Here is a 16,974-nt window from a genome sequence, read left to right as displayed (position 1 = left end):
AATGACCGGATGACGCCAGGCGCTCACAAGATCCCGAACACTTGTGCAAATAATCGACCGGGAGATACTTCTCCGAAGGAGCTCCTCCGGACCAGCCGCCCACCGCCTATTCAATGAGAGTAGGTCGACCGTCTTTGGTCGACCTACCTAATTTCATTCGTTCTAGTCGAGCATCAAGCCGACTTTTTTCACCAGATCGACTACGCGGTTGGAATAGCCCCACTCGTTGTCGTACCATGATATAACTTTTATCATATTGACGATGACCATGGTGCTAAGTGCATCGACGATAGAAGAGCGCGGATCGCCTTTGTAATCGATGGAGACAAGCGGCTCTTCGCTGTAGCCAAGGATTCCTTTCAGCGGGCCTGATTCAGAAGCGGCTTTGAGTGCCTTGTTAACTTCTTCCTTGGTCGTCGCCTTGTCGGCTTCGACAACAACGTCGACGACACTGACATTCGGCGTTGGGACTCTCATCGAAAAGCCGTCCATCTTGCCCTTCAAGTCGGGCATGACCAGACCGATTGCCTTCGCTGCTCCTGTCGAAGTAGGAATCATCGAGAGAGCGGCGGCACGAGCGCGTCGCAGATCGGAGTGCGGAAGGTCAAGGATGCGCTGATCGTTCGTGTAAGAGTGGATCGTCGTCATCAACCCCTTCTTTATTCCGAAAGAATCTCTCAAGACTTTCACGACCGGTGCAAGGCAGTTCGTGGTGCAGCTCGCATTTGAAAGTATGTTGTGTTTCTTCGGATCGTAGAGATTATCATTGACGCCGAGAACAACTGTCAGATCAAACACCTTTGCTGGAGCGGATATGATCACCTTCTTAGCGCCGTTGGCAATATGTGTTTTCGCTTCATCGCCATTCGTGAAATGCTTCAGGCCTGTCGATTCAACAACAACGCTGACGCCGAGGTCTTTCCAATGCAGGTTGTGATGATCCTTCTCAGAAAGAACTTTCACGGGTTTTCCATCAACGACGATCTCGCCGTCTTTCGCCGCGACGTCTCCGGCAAAAATTCCCAAAACAGAATCATATTTCAGAAGATGCGCAAGGGTCTTCGCATCTGTAATATCATTTACTGCTACGATATTAATATCTTTGTTTTTGTATGCAGCTCTAAATAAGTTTCTTCCAATTCGGCCGAAACCATTAATGCCGACGTTAATTGCCATTTAAATCCTCCAAATTTTTTTCATAAAAATTTAACCAGATACGACCTAAGATGCAATTTAAGGAGCCTGTACGACGGCTATCCCATACGGCTTTAGCTCGAGAGAAACCTCACTTATAACCGGGCCTCTGAAACGAACGAGGGAAGTATCTTGCTTCACTTCCAGCGATTCATCGCTCACAAGATTCTTCCAGCCGGATCCGGGAACTTCTTTATAAAACCTGAGATTGACCGGCGCTTCCGTGTCGCTCATATTGTAGAGAACATACTGTTTATCGCCAAATGGGTACATAGCGATGTGTCCCGGTCCGTCAAATTCAACTCCGAGGTCCATGACAAACGATCTTCTGATCGCATTTAGAACGTCGGTCGGAAGCTCAAGGAGGTCGTAATAATCTTCCGGCATGTTCAGGACATAAAGCGTTCCTTTGAGGTACGGAACTCTCATTAAGACAGAGAAATCATAGTCCCGGCTTGAAAGTGTAACGTCACGGCTTTCAGGCCAGGTCGTGGCTTCGACGCCGGGAAAAGTAAATTGCCTGTCCGCCGTTACGGTTCTCTCCCTGTACCCGTAGTCCAACAAACCAAATTTATCCGAAGTAGCAATGCCGTTGTAATCAAGTAGACTCAAGGTATTCTTGAATTCAGTGCGGCGCAATCTCCTCCACAGACTATAAGTCATAAACACATCTTTGCCCTCGCGCAATCGACCGAGCATTTCATCAGCGAGGCTGGTATCCTTTAATGAATTAAGACAAAAGATTGCACTTTGACTCTCCTTGGGAAATTCGGCGACGGGTTTCAGCGGGATTCCAGCCATTCCAAGGTATCCAAAAATATTATACTCACCGGCGGAACCATACGGCAGGTAGATTGGCACTCCGCGCGGCATGCCTTGAAGCATTCCTGCAACACGGTTGAACTCAGGAAGCTCCTTGGTAAAATGAGGATAGACGTCGCTTGAAGGATTTGTCGGCCAGAGTTGTCCCGCACACCATAGAATTATCTCCGGAGACTGTGCCATGATCGCCTGCCACACCTGTGCGTTGTAATCGTCGTACGCTCCTTTCATTCCATAATTATCCAGCCATGAGCCAACCCATTTTGAAGGATCGACGCTCGACTCCCATTTCTGCAAAACATAGCCGCTGTAAATCGGTATGTGCTGGTGCTGAGCTTCCGGCACGCGAGTCTCTATGCCGACCGCCATTTTGTCAAACTGGCGGGTCTCGTTATAAATATCGTATCCGTTCTCTCCGAATCCCTCGTACCAGTTCGGATATTTTATGATGATGTTGACTTTGGGATTTACTTCCTTCGCAGGATCGATAATGTATTTCTTGGTTTGTTCAAGAAGCAGTTTTGTCCGGTACTCCGGCCAGCTCATGCTGCCACGATCCGCAACGCTCGCGGAATCGGTGGCGACCGTGAAAAGCCAATCATCAAGGATTATCTCATCAAAGACTTTAGCGAGTCCCTGCATTCGCTCTTTGAGCGACTCGAGGTCCTCCGGATTATTGTAGACCGAGGGACCAAACCGCGACGTCGGAACCATCGCGCCCTCCGGGTCGATACCCATGGCACGAAACCTCGCAGCAATCCTCTGCAGGAGCGGGACATTTACTCCTCCATCACGCCCCTCTCCGTCAAGGTAAACTCTTCGTGGTTTGACCGGCCCAAAGTAGTTCATGGTCTTATGGAATTGCACCGAATCGACGAGAAGACTATCCACATCCCTGGACGTGAAGAAGATCGCGTAGTTCAAATGCTGCCAGCCGCCGTTGCCCTGGGCAAACGAGGCACTTCGACCAAAGCCAAACAAAAACAATAGAGGAGCAATGCTAATGACAAAATATTTTTGCGGAATGTGTTTCATATTCTCTCCAAGTGGTTTTTCAATCAAGAATTCTTTTGAGTCAGCTCGAGGATAAGAAAGTAAAGCTCAAAGCTTTCTAATGAAATCCCGAACAATTCGCGCTGTAATTCCCCATATCGTTCCTTCATCGGTGCGGTAAACAAAGATATTGTGTTTGAATCCGCCCCACGAATTCCAGTAGCGTTCGGGAAGACCTAACTCTTTCGTCGGGAAAAGGACGACTTCCTTCTTGGTGGTTTTATCTATGTAGGCCGGATGCACTTCAGTCATAACTTTAAACTCTTCCGGCTGATTCTTCTGAAAAAATGACACGGGAATCAAGAATGTCTTTTCAACTTCTCCAGGATTAGCTTGAATATCATCCGGTCTCACGTCTGACACAGCGACAAAAACATGCACCAGCGCACCCATCGGTGCGAATACCGAATCGAGTTTACCAATTATCCGAATACGATCAGCAGGAATTCCGACCTCTTCTGTCGTCTCGCGGATTGCGGTTTCCTCGAACGCTCTGTCATTGGCGTCCAATCGCCCGCCGGGAAGAGATATCTCTCCACCCTGTCTTATTGCTGCCGAACGTTTTTCGAACAAAATGTGCAGCTCCTCGTTGATGGTGATCAGCAGGAGAAGTACCGCCGAGATCGAATATTCCTCCTCACCTTCGAATCGAGGTGACTCAGGCAGCTTTTCTATAAGCGAGTCGAGTTCATTTACTTTCATCAAGTCTTCCAAAACCAACTACGAATCAAATAACAAATCCTTATTCCGGCAAGATGACATGTTCCAACGAAATTCCATCACTCCAAGTTTTTCACAACCTTCACCAGCATGTTATCTATCAGCCTCGTCTGTCCAAATCGAACGGCTATCAATGAAAGGACCTGTGTGAGCATCTCGGCGTTTTCAACCTTTTCAAAGTTGGCGGGATCGACAAAACTTACATAATCTATCTTCCCATCCGGCTCGTTGTTTATCAGCTTAAGCATTGCCGCGCGCACCTTGACAAGGTTTGTCTCTCCACCGGTTATCATCGATTCGGCAAGTTTCAAAGAGCGGTAAAGCACGGTCGCCCTCTTTCTCTGGTCCGGCGACAAATAAACGTTTCTTGAACTCATCGCAAGCCCATCTTTCTCCCGTACGATCGGCGCGATGACAATCTCCAGGTCAAAATTCAGATCCTTCACCATTTCTTTTATGATGAATGCCTGTTGCGCATCCTTCTGGCCAAACACGACGACACGCGGCTTCACGATATTGAGCAGCTTTGCCACTACGGTTGTGACGCCTTTGAAATGCCCCAATCTAAATTCACCTTCGAGTAACTGGGAAACTTTCTGTACTTCCACATACGTCAGAGGTTCTTCGGGGTACATTTCCGTTTCTGACGGAGCGAATATATAATCGACTCCGCGAGACTCAGCAAGCCTCCGATCTTTTTGCAGATCGCGGGGATACTGTTCGAAGTCCTCTCCGCGACCGAACTGCGTCGGGTTGACAAAGATTGACATGACGACAACATCTGAGAGCTCCCTGGCATGATCGACAAGACTCAGATGTCCTTCATGCAAGGCTCCCATCGTTGGAACGAAGCCGATCTTCCTTCCATCCAGCCGCAGCTTGTCTGAAACGGCCTGCATCTCAATTATACCGGCAATTGTCTTCACAGCGGCTAAATTATTTTTTTCCCAAGCGCCGAGGCAATCACTTGCACAGCAAACGCTGAAGATTGATTCTTGACATCAAAAATCGGATTCACCTCTGCTACTTCGAGCGAACTCATGCACTCGCAATCCGCGATAGTTTCCATTATCAGATGCGTTTCACGATAACTTAGGCCTCCCGGCGCGGGAGTCCCGACGCCGGCAGCTACGGTCGGATCGACCGAATCTATGTCAAAACTAACATGGAGCAAGTCGACTCTTTCTCTAAATTCTTTCAACACTTTGTTGATAATCTTGTGCGCTCCGTATTTGTCGATATCAGCCATGGTGTAATGCGCGATTCCAGTCCTCTTGACGATTTCCTTTTCTGCAGTATCCACATCTCTCACTCCGACAAGGGCTGCGTTTCTAGGATCAACTTTTCTGAAATCGCCGCCGATGGTTGTCAGTTCGCGAGCGCCTTCCCCGAGGACGGCGGCTAACGGCATCCCGTGAATGTTGCCGGAAGGAGTTGTCTCGACCGTGTTCATGTCGGCATGCGCGTCGATCCATATTACTCCGAAGCGCAGATTGTGCTTCGTCGCGTAATTTGACAAACCCGAAATAGTACCCATCGCTATTGAATGATCGCCTCCAAGAACAAGCGGGAATTCCTTATGCTCCATGATATCTTCGACCTTATGTGCCAGTATAGTAGCCACGCGGACTATTTCGGGAAGATACTTTAACTTCTTGTCGCCCATTTCCTGACTTTCGGGAACTTTGACCGGAATATCCCCATCGTCGCAAACCGTATGACCTATCTCTCGAAGTCGTTCCGCGAGTCCCGCTATCCGAAGCGCCGAAGGTCCCATGTCCACTCCGCGTCTTCCGGCCCCGAGATCCATAGGAACGCCGACGATTCTAATTATCATGGGAATCTCACGATTCTAATAATTCCAAAAGCTGCGTCAGCCTCGACTTCAGTTCTTTTCTGTGAACGATAAGATCGACAAATCCCTTGTCGAGCAAGAATTCCGACCGCTGAAAGCCATCAGGCAGATCTTTTCCGACGGCCTGCCTGATGACGCGCGGCCCGGCGAATCCGATCAGCGCACCGGGTTCGGCAATGTTGAAATCACCAAGCATGGCAAAGCTGGCCGTAACGCCGCCCGTTGTCGGATCGACGAGCACGGAAATATACGGTACACGCGCCTTATGGAGTCGGGTCAGTCTCGCACTCGTCTTGGCGAGCTGCATAAGTGAGATGGCCGCCTCCATCATCCGTGCACCGCCGCTTTGAGAAATCAATACCAGCGGTTTCTTGTACTTCTCAGCGCGGTCAATCGATCGTGCAACTTTTTCTCCGACAACAGACCCCATACTTCCGCCGATAAATTGGAAATCCATGCAGCCAATGACAACTTTATGTCCGCTGATTTCACCGGTTCCGGTTCTGACTGCATCTACAAGGCCGGTTTTCCTGCGAACTTCGTCCAGCCTTTTTTTGTAAGATTTCGTATCAACAAATTTTAGAGGGTCGTTCGATTTCAAACCCTTGTCGGTTTCCTTAAACGTTTTCTTGTCAAGCAGAATCTGGAAATACTCTTTGCTCCCGATTCTGAAATGGAAATTACATTTGTTGCAGGTCCACAGGTTGTCTTCGAGCTGGGACTTGTGAAGCATCTCGCCGCACTTCTCACATTTCACCCACGACCCTTCAGGCAAATCCTTTTTTTCTGCGGACACGATATTTTGTTTTGAACGCTTGAACCACGACATCAGATCTTCTCCAATAATTTATTGTCCAAATGGATCCCGTTCGGAAACGATTTCCCCTTGATTGCGATAAAATCCTTCAGGTACATCGGCACCAGGGATTCTACGTCGTCAAATTCTTCTCTCTCAAGTTTCACTTGCGCAGCAAGCGCAACTTCTTTGGCGGAAGCTGGAATATCTATAAATCGCCCGGCTCCAAATTTTTTCTTCGCGCCTTCATGTTTCGATAATTCCACGGCGCCTTCTCCGATGAAGAAGGTCTCCGAAGAAAATTCCGCGATAATCGAGTCGGCATCGGCTATTCCGTAGCCCGTTCTCATTTTCAATTCCGAATTCTTCACCAGAAATGATGAATAATAAAACTCGTCTGCGCGTGCGCGGAGCACCGGCACAATCGTTTTCTCCGGGCCGGCACGATCCCGAAGCAGCCGGGCTATAGCCTCCAGTGTAGGGATCGCGATCAGCTTCTTGTCCTGTCCATAAGCTATTCCTTTCGCCACACTCAGTCCGATTCTTAATCCCGTAAAACTTCCCGGACCAATGGAAACCGCTACCGCATCGAGATCACTGTATGTGAGTCTCAAATTCTCGATCAAATTGCTTGTCATTACTATAAGGCGCTCGGCGTGAACTTGTGGAACGAAAAGCGAAAACTCTCCGAGCACTTCACACTCATCGGCAACTGCGACCGAGCAGACTTTGGTTGCGGTTTCGATGGCAAGTATTCTACGCATGATCAATTCCTGCCGCCGACGTCAGCCAGAGTAATCTCCCGGGTCGTTTCATCAACTACGGAAAATTTAACGTCAAACCGTTCCTCCGGGATAATACCGTCGAGTTTTTCGGCCCACTCGACCAGACAGATTCCGCCCGACTCAAGATATTCATAATAACCAATCCCGAAAATCTCTTCTATATTCTTTAATCTGTACAAATCTATGTGGAAAACCCGAATAGATTCCTTTGAGGTCGGCATTGTGCCATGATATTCATTTACGATAGTAAAAGTCGGGCTGTTTACAACTTCTTTCACATCGAATAAACGACAGACTCCTTTGACAAATTGAGTCTTGCCGGAACCGAGGTCGCCGTAAAGAGCGACAACGCCACCTGATTTCAGCTTCTTTGCAAATTCGCTCCCGAGCCTGATAGTCTCTTCCTCGCTCTTTGAAATCAAGATCTCCATGTCCGGGGGTAAATCTTATCTCGGATCAAGAAACACAACCGGCAGAATCATTTCCTCGAGGGAAATTCCGCCGTGCTGAAAGCTATCATGGTATTGCTCGAGATACTTATGATAGTCGGTCGGATAGACAAAATAGAAATCTTCCTTGGCTATTATGTAGTTTATCGTGACGCCGCGCCTCGGCAGCATATAGTCCTCCGGGTTCTTGACAAAGATAGCCTGCCTGTCGTCGCACTTCAAATTGCGGCCGAACTTATATCGCAGGTTCGTCGATGCCTCCCTGTCTCCAAGTACCTTCGAGCCCCGCATGCTTCTTACGCTTCCATGGTCGGTCGTCACAACCACGGTTGCATCTGTCTGGGCAAGTGCCTTGAAAAGATCCAAGAGATATGAATGCTGAAACCACGATCTCGTCAGCGAACGATATGCGCTCTCATCAGGTGCAATTTCCTTCAGGACGTCCGAATCGGACCGGGAGTGTGCCAGTATGTCGACGAAATTCACGACTATGGCAGTCAATGGCAGACGTGCATAGCTCGAAACATTGGACACAATATTTTTACCGAAATCAGGATCGATGATCTTAACATATTTCGGCTCTACCCTCAATCGTTTTCTCTGAAGCAAATCCGTGAGCAGTTCCTTCTCGAAACGATTCCTGCTCGAGTCGTCGTCGGAATTCCCTTTGTCCCAAATCTCGGGAAAACGGTTCTCCATCTCCAGCGGGTACATCCCGCTGAATATCGCGTTGCGAGAATATGGCGTTGCCGTCGGTAGAAGTGAATAGTAGAACTGCTTGCTGATCGCGAAGTAATCGCGGAGGAATTCTTCCATGATCAGCCATTGGTCCAGCCTCATGCAGTCGATTACGATGAACACGACCGATTTGCCCGGCTTCATCCTAGGAATGGCAAAAGTCTCGAAAACCTCCTGCGAAAGCTTCGGGCGGTCGGTCTTCTTGGTCACCCAGTCCCTGTAAACCCTGTCGATGTATTTGCCGAAGGAAGCATTCGCGGCTTTCCTTTGATCCATCAGAGAATCCTTCAATCCGATTTCAGGATGCTCATCGATTTCCATTTCCCAACGGGTTAGCTTCTGGTGAATGTCGATCCAGTCAGAATACGAGACGTCTCCATCCAGTTGAGCGGATATTTCTCGAAATTCTGCGACATAATCTCTGGAGACACGCTCTCCGGCAATCCGATGGCCATCGATGATTTTTTTTGCCGTCAAAAGTATCTGGCTTGGATTTACTGGCTTCGTCAAATAGTCGCTGATCTTTTGACCTATGGCTTCCTCCATCAGCGACTCGGCTTCATTTTTGGTTATCATTACAACCGGTATTTCCGGCGCAATTCCTTTTATGACCTCAAGCGTGTTTAACCCTCCCATCCCTGCCATCATCTCGTCAAGGAGGATCAAGTCGTAATTTTCATTGCGGAAATTTTGCTTAACCAGTTCTATTGCATCCTGGCCGTTAGTGGCGGTATCGACATTAAAACCTTTATCCTTAAGAAAGATCACATGAGGCTTCAGCAGCTCTATTTCGTCATCTACCCATAGTATTCTTCGTTTTTCCCCACTCATTTTTTCTCCTGTAATTATTCTAGCTTCTCTTTCCCATCATGAGCCTTGCGGCTCCATTTTTGAAGTTAATTCCTCAAGCATGAAAAGTTATCAACGAGCAGACTAAGAAACAAACCCCGTCGCCAATGCTCCGATTGCGACTTCGTTGTCAAAAGATTCAGAATCGGCTCGCTGCCAAACAAAGCTTCCGGACCAAACGACCATCAATAAACCCCGAATAGTTTTATTTTTCTAAAATTTTTCCGATAAAACTATTGACATCTGTCCGACAATTCCGTATTATTAAAGTGAAGAAAATGAACGACAGCGACTCTACATATCGATCAGTTGGCATGACAGCGGAATGCGTCTCGTTGCCGCTGTATGAGTCCGTCGATTTGTCCATTCTTAGCCTCATTTCTGTAGTATCAATCCTTATTCTCCTCCTCCTTAGCGGGGGGAATATACTTCTCGGCATTATTAGCTAAATAGCCGAAGGTTATTCCCCAGAAGCAAGCCTAATTTAAAAACCACATTGTCGTAAAGGGAATAACCTGAAGCTGAGAACTATGCCGAGGGTGAGGCTGACAAACTTAAATGTGAATCCGTCCGAGATTCTTGGACGACAAGATGAGGCAGATTCCGTAAACCAAAAATGACCGATGGATTTCTTTTCGTGAAGAAATGTCCTCGGCAAAAGGAGATTTAAACAATGAGTAGCAATGAATTGACAGGCGCCGAGATCTTCGTCAAATGCCTGATGGAAGAAAATGTAGAATATATTTTCGGATATCCCGGCGGCGCGGTAATCGGTGTTTATGACGCGATGCACGACATGTCACATATCCAGCATATTCTGACGCGGCATGAACAAGGCGCGGTGCATGCGGCTGAGGGTTACGCAAAGGCGACAGGTAATGTCGGCGTGGTTCTCGTAACATCGGGACCGGGCGCGACAAACACGGTGACGGGCATCGCCGATGCTTACATGGACTCTGTGCCGATCGTAGTTTTCACCGGGCAGGTTGCGACTCACCTCATCGGCAACGACGCTTTTCAGGAAGCCGACATAATCGGAATTACCCGCTCAATCACAAAACATAATTTCCTGGTTAAAGACGTCCGCGAGCTTGCATGGACCATAAAGGCAGCATTCCACATCGCGTCCACCGGAAAGCCGGGGCCTGTTGTCGTCGATATGCCGAAAGATGTCATGGCATCCAGGACGGCATTCAATTATCCAAAGGAAGTGAAACTTCGGGGTTATCATCCATTTTATTTCGGGCACATGGGACAAATCAACAAGGCCGTCGAAATTATAAATTCATCGAAGAAGCCGGTGTTATATGTGGGCGGTGGCGTCGTCAATTCAAATGCCTCAAAGGAATTGTACAACCTGGCAAAAAAATTAAACGCGCCCGTGGCTATGACGTTGATGGGATTAGGGGCCTTCCCTGCTGACGATGAATTATCAATGGGAATGTTAGGAATGCATGGAACGTGGTATTCAAATACCGCGGTTGACCAGTGTGATTGTCTGATCGCGATCGGCGCGAGGTTCGACGACCGTGTTACCGGCAATCCCAAAACCTTCTCCCCCAACTCTCAAAAAATCCACATCGACATCGACCCATCTGCAATTGCAAAAAATGTAAAAGTTGACGTTCCAATAGTCGGCGACGTTCGGCATGTTCTCGAAAGGTTAATTCCGCTTGTGCAGCCGCTGGACACTAAAGGGTGGCTCAATCAAATAAAAGAATGGGCCGTTGAACATCCACTACGGTACGAAAATGGCGACCAGATTCGCGCTCAATATGTGATCGAGAAGATTTACGAGTTGACAAACGGCGATGCTATCGTCACATCCGATGTCGGACAGAATCAAATGTGGACTGCACAATTTTATAAATTCAAAAACTCCAGATCGAACATTACCTCAGGAGGATTGGGAACAATGGGGTTCTCATTTCCCGCCGCAATCGGAGCGGCGTTCGGCGTGAAAGACAGGCCGATTGTCAGTATCAGCGGCGACGGTGGATTCCAGATGAATATTCAAGAACTCACGACCGCAGTCGGAAACAAACTCCCAATCAAAATTATAATACTGGATAATGGTTATCTCGGAATGGTCAGGCAGTGGCAGGATATGTTCTACAAGAAACGCTACAGCCATGTATCCCTCGGCACAAATCCCGACTTCGCGAAAATTGCGGATGCGTTCGGTGCGAAAGGATTCATAACATATAAGACCGACGAAGTTGTTCCAATCTTGAAGGAAGCTTTCAAGATAAATGACCGCCCTGTGTTGATTGATTTCAAGACCATGGAGGAAGACAACGTCTTCCCGATGATTCCTGCCGGCACAAGCGTCACGCAAATGGTTGACTATCCAAAGTCGGTCAAGGAATTGAAGTTGGCAAAGTCTCAGGCGGAGGCGGTGAAGTGAAAAAGCACACTATCTCCATCCTGGTCGAAAACAAATTCGGCGCTTTGAACAGGATTGTCGGGTTATTCAGCGCACGCGGCTACAACATCGACAGCATCTCAGTCGGTACAAGCGAAGACGATTCTGTAGCACGAGTAACTATCGTTTCGAAAGGTGACGACGATGTCATCGAACAGATTATCAAGCAGCTTAACAAACTTATCGACGTCACGAAAGTGGCGGATCTCACCTATGAGGGATTCGTAGAAAGAGAGCTGATACTAATCAAGGTAGCGGCGAACCGAAATTCTCGTCCTGAGCTCATGCAGATCTCCGAGATTTTCAGATCTAAAATAGTTGATATAAGTCCACGCTCTCTGACGATCGAGGCAACCGGTAACGAGAAAAAAGTCGACGCGATGATAAAGATGCTTGCGCCTTTCGGCATAAAAGAAATCGCCCGGACAGGTCAAGTAGCATTGAAACGCGAGTTCGAGGGAACGGTATGAAAAAGGTTGTAGGAGAGTTAACAGTAAAGGGCTCAGCAGGAAAAGCGAGCATTGAGTACCGCGGTGCCTCTCTAGTCTCTTCGCCTTTCCGCAAGGAGAGGCAGAAGCAGATGATGGGACCGATGGTAAAGCTGTTCGTCATCAAAAGTCGCGTCATGCATTTGTGAAATCATAAAACATATTCTATAAAAGGAGAAAGTAGAAATGGCAAAAATCAATTTTGGTGGTACCATTGAAGATGTTGTAACACGCGATGAGTTCCCACTGGCAAAAGCAAAAGAAGTATTAAAGAAAGAAGTCATTGCTGTCATAGGCTATGGTGTTCAGGGTCCCGCACAATCGTTAAACATGCGCGACAACGGGTTTAACGTGATTGTCGGTCAGGCTAACGAGTTTAAAGACGATTGGAACAAAGCCGTTAAAGACGGCTGGGTTCCGGGCAAGACGTTGTTCTCGATCGAGGAAGCAGCGCAAAAAGGAACAATCATCCAATACCTGGTTTCCGATGCTGCACAGAGAGCGATCTGGCCGAAGTTGAAACCGTTTCTCACGAAGGGGAAAGCACTTTATTTTTCGCATGGATTTTCCATTACATATAAAGAGCAAACAGGAGTCGTTCCACCGGCTGATATCGATGTAATAATGGTTGCTCCGAAAGGATCAGGAACAAGTGTACGCCGCAATTACCTGGCAGGATCAGGTATCAATTCAAGCTATGCAGTTTTCCAGGATGCGACGGGAAATGCAACCGAGCGAACACTGGCAATCGGAATTGCGATCGGTTCCGGTTATCTATTCCCGACCACATTCAAGCAGGAAGTCTACAGCGACCTAACCGGCGAACGCGGGGTTTTGATGGGAGCACTTGCAGGAATTATGTCGGCTCAATATGACGTGCTGAGAGAACATGGTCACACTCCAAGTGAAGCGTTCAATGAAACAGTCGAAGAATTGACACAGAGTTTGATACGTTTGGTCGACGAGAACGGCATGGATTGGATGTATGCAAATTGCAGCGTGACTGCTCAGCGCGGCGCACTCGACTGGCTTCCGAGATTTAAAGCTGCTGTTGTTCCGGTATTTAAACAACTGTATGAAGCTGTTGCCAGCGGCTCCGAAACGAAACGCGTTCTGGAATCGACCGGCGGTCCAAATTACAGAGAATTATTGAATAAGGAACTGAAAGAAATTCATGATTCGGAAATGTGGACGGCAGGTGCTGCCGTTCGTTCGCTTCGTCCCCAGAATTGGAAAAAATAATTAAGATTATATGATCACTGAAGACAAAAATTGAGGTTGATATGGAGCAGATCTATCTTTACGACACGACACTTCGCGACGGCACACAGGGAGAAGAAATCTCCTTCAGCGTCGAAGACAAGATCAAAATAGCACACCGCCTTGATGCCTTCGGCATGGATTACATCGAAGGAGGCTGGCCGGGATCGAATCCAAAGGATATGGAATTCTTCGAAAGAATGAAGACGACAAAACTAAAACATGCGAAGCTGGCTTCATTCGGAAGCACCTGCCGGGCATCTGCCTCCCCGGATTCGGACGAAAACGTCGCTCAACTATTAAGATCAGAGACGCCTGTCGTTACAATTTTTGGGAAGTCCTGGGATATGCACGTGACTACCGCCCTGGGAACGACACACGAAAGAAATCTCGAGATAATTTCGGCCACTGTTAAATACTTGAAGGACAGCGGCAAAGAAGTCGTCTATGATGCGGAGCATTTCTTTGACGGCTTCAAGTCTAATCCCGAATACGCGTTAAAAACGCTTCGGGCTGCTGAGTCGGCCGGCGCAGATTTCATAGTCCTGTGCGATACAAACGGCGGAACACTTTCGAATGAAGTCGAAGCTATCGTGAAGAATGCCAGGGAGTCCGTCAATACGAAGCTGGGAATACATGCACATAACGACTCCGAGCTTGCGGTATCGAATTCGCTTGCGGCCGTTCGCGGAGGATGCGTACAGGTACAGGGCACGATCAACGGTTTCGGAGAGAGATGTGGAAATGCAAATCTCTGTTCCATAATACCGGATCTGCAGCTCAAGATGGGACATCCGTTAGTGCCTGAGGCAAAGTTGAAGACTCTGACCGAGTTATCGAGATTTGTAAGCGAAGTAGCAAACCTGCAGCCGAGAAAAAATCTTCCTTACGTCGGACAAAGTGCCTTCGCACACAAGGGCGGAGTGCATGTAAGCGCCGTGATGAAATCGGCGCGAACTTACGAACATATCGAACCTGATCTCGTCGGAAATTCCCGGCGCGTTCTTGTCAGCGACTTGTCGGGTAAGAGCAACGTCCTCTACAAAGCAGAGGAATTAGGGATCGATTTATCCAGAAGCAACGGACAAGTCAACGCGATCGTAAACGAGTTAAAGTCGCTCGAGAATGATGGCTATGTGTTTGAAGATGCCGATGCTTCGTTGGAAATCCTGATGAAAAAGGATACGGGAAAAGCAGAAATACCGTTTGAACTCGAGGCGCTTCGCATAATTATCGAGAAGAACACGAACGAAGGAATTACGCATACCGAGGCAGTCATAAAACTGAGAGTCGGCGACAAAATCGAACACACCGCCGCCGAAGGAAATGGACCGGTCAATGCGCTCGACAACGCATTGCGAAAGGCGCTTCTCCAATTCTACCCGCACCTGTCGACTACCAAACTGTCGGATTACAAAGTCAGAGTCGTCGACGGCGGAGATGGCACAGGCGCTAAAGTCAGAGTCTTAATAGAAACAGCGGACGAGGAATCCAACTGGAACACGGTTGGAGTTTCTGAAAACATCATCGAAGCCAGCTGGAAAGCGCTGGTGGACTCAATAGTCTATAAGATGATGAAGGATAATGAAAAGAAAAAAAATGCCGCTTTGCGGCATCCCGCATACTCCATCGACAAATAGTAGAGAACGGGAAAAAGTGAAATGGAGATGGCAAAATGAAAGCCCAGACACGAATTGAAATGCTCGAGAGAGCCCTGAACAGCGAAATGGAAACGATCAAGGAGTACAACGATCAGGCTGAAGTCTCCGACGATATCGATACCAAACGTCTGTTTCGTTCGCTAGCGAGCCAAAAATACGAACATTACCTCCAGATCGAAAAGCATCTCAGACAATTGAAAGCAAACAACGACATCACCGATGCAATTAACAGCATGTTTCAGTGAACCAGGCTTATCCTGACAAAGGAAGGAAGGCATCAAAGAAAATGAAAGACAAAATCTATATTTTCGACACGACCCTGCGCGACGGAGAACAGTCGCCCGGTTGCAGCATGAACACAAAGGAAAAATTACGAATGGCAAGACAGCTCGAGGCGATGAAAGTCGATATCATCGAGGCAGGTTTCCCGATCGCCTCCGAAGGAGATTTCGAGGCAGTCAAGGAAATTGCAAAGACTATCAAGGGCCCGACCATAGCCGCTCTCTCAAGGGCGACGCCCCTCGACATCGACCGGGCGTTCGAGGCAATTCAATACTCTTCAAAGCCGCGGATACATACTTTTATCGCAACGAGTGACATCCATCTTAAGCACAAATTGAAGAAAACTCGGGAAGAGGTCTTCGAGCAATCGGTGAAGGCGGTCGAGTACGCAAAAAAACTGACTAAGGATGTTGAGTTCAGCTGTGAGGATGCAAGCAGGAGCGACCTGGATTACCTGTGCAAAATCATCGAGGCGGTGATTGACGCGGGCGCGGTCGTCGTCAATCTACCCGATACCGTAGGTTACGCGATCCCTTTCGAATATGGAAACCTGATTAAGACTGTTCGCGAAAGAGTAAGAAATATTGACAAGGCGATTCTAAGCGTGCATTGCCATAACGACCTTGGCCTGGCGGTTTCAAATTCGATCGCTGCAGTACTAAATGGAGCGAGGCAGGTTGAATGCACCATCAACGGCATCGGCGAACGTGCCGGCAACGCCTCGCTGGAAGAGTTTGTCATGGCCATACGGACGCGACCCGAGATTTTCCCGTTCCGGTGCGATGTAAATACGGAAGAGATATACAAGGCAAGCAGACTTCTTTCGACATTGACGGGCATGATGGTACAGCGGAACAAAGCGATCGTGGGAGCAAATGCATTCTCTCACGAAGCAGGCATTCACCAGGACGGCATGATAAAAAGCCGTATGACATACGAGATCATGACGCCGGAGTCTGTAGGTATCAAGCATTCCACTTTAGTCCTGGGCAAGCATTCCGGCAGACACGCGCTGAAGAAAAGATTCGAAGAACTGGGCTATTCCCTGTCTCCAGATGAAATAGAAAATGTTTATAAGGAATTCACCCGGCTGGCCGACAAGAAGAAGGAAATCCTGGACGAGGACCTGATCGCGATTCTTAACAACGAATCCGAGCACGATGAGTTCAGCTATTCCCTCTCAAGCTTGCAGGTGATGACCGGAACCGGAGTCAAATCGACTGCAGTGATGGAACTGACCGACGGCAAGGAGACATATTGCGATTCGGCGACGGGAGATGGTCCGGTCGATGCGGCATTCAATGCAATAGAGAGAATAACAAAGATGTGCGGCCAGCTTGTGGATTACACGATAACATCGGTAACATGGGGCGGAGATGCCGTCGGCGAGGTTTTTGTAAAAGTCATCTTCGACAACGTGATTTTCACAGGACACGCCGCGAGCACGGACATCGTTACCGGAAGCGTAGAGGCATATTTGCAGGCGACAAACCGGGCCGTATCGGCAAAAAACAAAAAGGCTCCGATAGGAAAACCGGTGAATAATCAAGTCGATGCTATCTAATTCAAAATTTATAATCTAAAATTCAGGATTCAT

16 protein-coding genes are annotated in these 16,974 nt (G+C 48.1%); 7 read left to right on the top strand and 9 right to left on the bottom strand.

The genetic code is table 11. The features are described from left to right. Window positions 1-162 precede the first annotated feature (162 nt). From gap to VLX91_03365, 9 genes are all read right to left on the bottom strand, one after another. Window positions 163-1,176, bottom strand: coding sequence for a type I glyceraldehyde-3-phosphate dehydrogenase (gene gap, locus VLX91_03405; protein ID HUI29240.1), 1,014 nt, complete (start codon window positions 1,174-1,176; stop codon window positions 163-165). 57 nt (window positions 1,177-1,233) lie between these two features. Beyond that, window positions 1,234-3,051 (bottom strand): hypothetical protein, encoded by a 1,818-nt coding sequence (locus VLX91_03400; protein ID HUI29239.1) that lies wholly within the window; start codon window positions 3,049-3,051, stop codon window positions 1,234-1,236. A gap of 66 nt (window positions 3,052-3,117) precedes the next feature. Then, window positions 3,118-3,771, bottom strand: a complete 654-nt coding sequence (locus tag VLX91_03395) for a CoA pyrophosphatase (protein HUI29238.1) — start codon at window positions 3,769-3,771, stop codon at window positions 3,118-3,120. Window positions 3,772-3,848: 77 nt separating this feature from the next. Continuing rightward, window positions 3,849-4,715, bottom strand: a complete 867-nt coding sequence (gene panC, locus VLX91_03390; GenBank protein HUI29237.1) for a pantoate--beta-alanine ligase — start codon at window positions 4,713-4,715, stop codon at window positions 3,849-3,851. A gap of 5 nt (window positions 4,716-4,720) precedes the next feature. Next, on the bottom strand, window positions 4,721-5,626 hold the full coding sequence (gene rocF, locus VLX91_03385; protein ID HUI29236.1) for an arginase: 906 nt from the start codon (window positions 5,624-5,626) through the stop codon (window positions 4,721-4,723). A gap of 7 nt (window positions 5,627-5,633) precedes the next feature. Further along, window positions 5,634-6,473 (bottom strand): acetyl-CoA carboxylase, carboxyltransferase subunit beta, encoded by an 840-nt coding sequence (gene accD / locus VLX91_03380; protein ID HUI29235.1) that lies wholly within the window; start codon window positions 6,471-6,473, stop codon window positions 5,634-5,636. After that, window positions 6,473-7,204, bottom strand: a complete 732-nt coding sequence (tsaB, locus tag VLX91_03375; protein ID HUI29234.1) for a tRNA (adenosine(37)-N6)-threonylcarbamoyltransferase complex dimerization subunit type 1 TsaB — start codon at window positions 7,202-7,204, stop codon at window positions 6,473-6,475. The genes accD and tsaB overlap by 1 nt, the downstream gene beginning before the upstream one ends. Before the next feature lie 2 nt (window positions 7,205-7,206). After that, entirely contained in the window at window positions 7,207-7,656 is a 450-nt protein-coding gene (tsaE, locus tag VLX91_03370) for a tRNA (adenosine(37)-N6)-threonylcarbamoyltransferase complex ATPase subunit type 1 TsaE (protein HUI29233.1), read from the bottom strand. A 15-nt stretch (window positions 7,657-7,671) separates the two neighbouring features. Then, window positions 7,672-9,243, bottom strand: coding sequence for a bifunctional response regulator/alkaline phosphatase family protein (locus tag VLX91_03365; protein ID HUI29232.1), 1,572 nt, complete (start codon window positions 9,241-9,243; stop codon window positions 7,672-7,674). A gap of 691 nt (window positions 9,244-9,934) precedes the next feature. On the opposite strand from VLX91_03365, the gene ilvB reads away from it, so the two are divergent. From ilvB to VLX91_03330, 7 genes are read left to right on the top strand one after another with little or no spacing between them, the layout of a single operon-like run. Then, window positions 9,935-11,668, top strand: a complete 1,734-nt coding sequence (ilvB, locus tag VLX91_03360) for a biosynthetic-type acetolactate synthase large subunit (GenBank protein HUI29231.1) — start codon at window positions 9,935-9,937, stop codon at window positions 11,666-11,668. Continuing rightward, window positions 11,665-12,156 carry an acetolactate synthase small subunit gene (ilvN, locus tag VLX91_03355; GenBank protein HUI29230.1) on the top strand — a complete coding sequence of 164 codons (492 nt, stop codon included), beginning with the start codon at window positions 11,665-11,667 and terminating at the stop codon, window positions 12,154-12,156. Before ilvB ends, ilvN begins: the two co-directional genes overlap by 4 nt. Then, window positions 12,153-12,323: a hypothetical protein gene (locus VLX91_03350; protein HUI29229.1), complete on the top strand. Its 171-nt coding sequence runs from the start codon at window positions 12,153-12,155 to the stop codon at window positions 12,321-12,323. The genes ilvN and VLX91_03350 overlap by 4 nt, the downstream gene beginning before the upstream one ends. A gap of 37 nt (window positions 12,324-12,360) precedes the next feature. Next, window positions 12,361-13,416, top strand: coding sequence for a ketol-acid reductoisomerase (gene ilvC, locus VLX91_03345; protein ID HUI29228.1), 1,056 nt, complete (start codon window positions 12,361-12,363; stop codon window positions 13,414-13,416). 41 nt (window positions 13,417-13,457) lie between these two features. Further along, complete coding sequence (gene cimA, locus VLX91_03340; protein HUI29227.1) at window positions 13,458-15,074, top strand: citramalate synthase; 1,617 nt, start codon at window positions 13,458-13,460, stop codon at window positions 15,072-15,074. A 35-nt stretch (window positions 15,075-15,109) separates the two neighbouring features. Continuing rightward, complete coding sequence (locus VLX91_03335) at window positions 15,110-15,340, top strand: hypothetical protein (protein HUI29226.1); 231 nt, start codon at window positions 15,110-15,112, stop codon at window positions 15,338-15,340. Window positions 15,341-15,381: 41 nt separating this feature from the next. Continuing rightward, on the top strand, window positions 15,382-16,941 hold the full coding sequence (locus tag VLX91_03330) for a 2-isopropylmalate synthase (protein ID HUI29225.1): 1,560 nt from the start codon (window positions 15,382-15,384) through the stop codon (window positions 16,939-16,941). The last annotated feature ends 33 nt before the right edge of the window (window positions 16,942-16,974 follow it).

This window comes from Candidatus Acidiferrales bacterium, assembly GCA_035515795.1.
Taxonomy (GTDB): domain Bacteria; phylum Bacteroidota; class Ignavibacteria; order Kryptoniales; family JAKASW01; genus JAKASW01.
The sequence above is the reverse complement of the archived record's forward strand: the minus strand, read 5'-3'. Positions and strand labels throughout refer to the sequence as shown.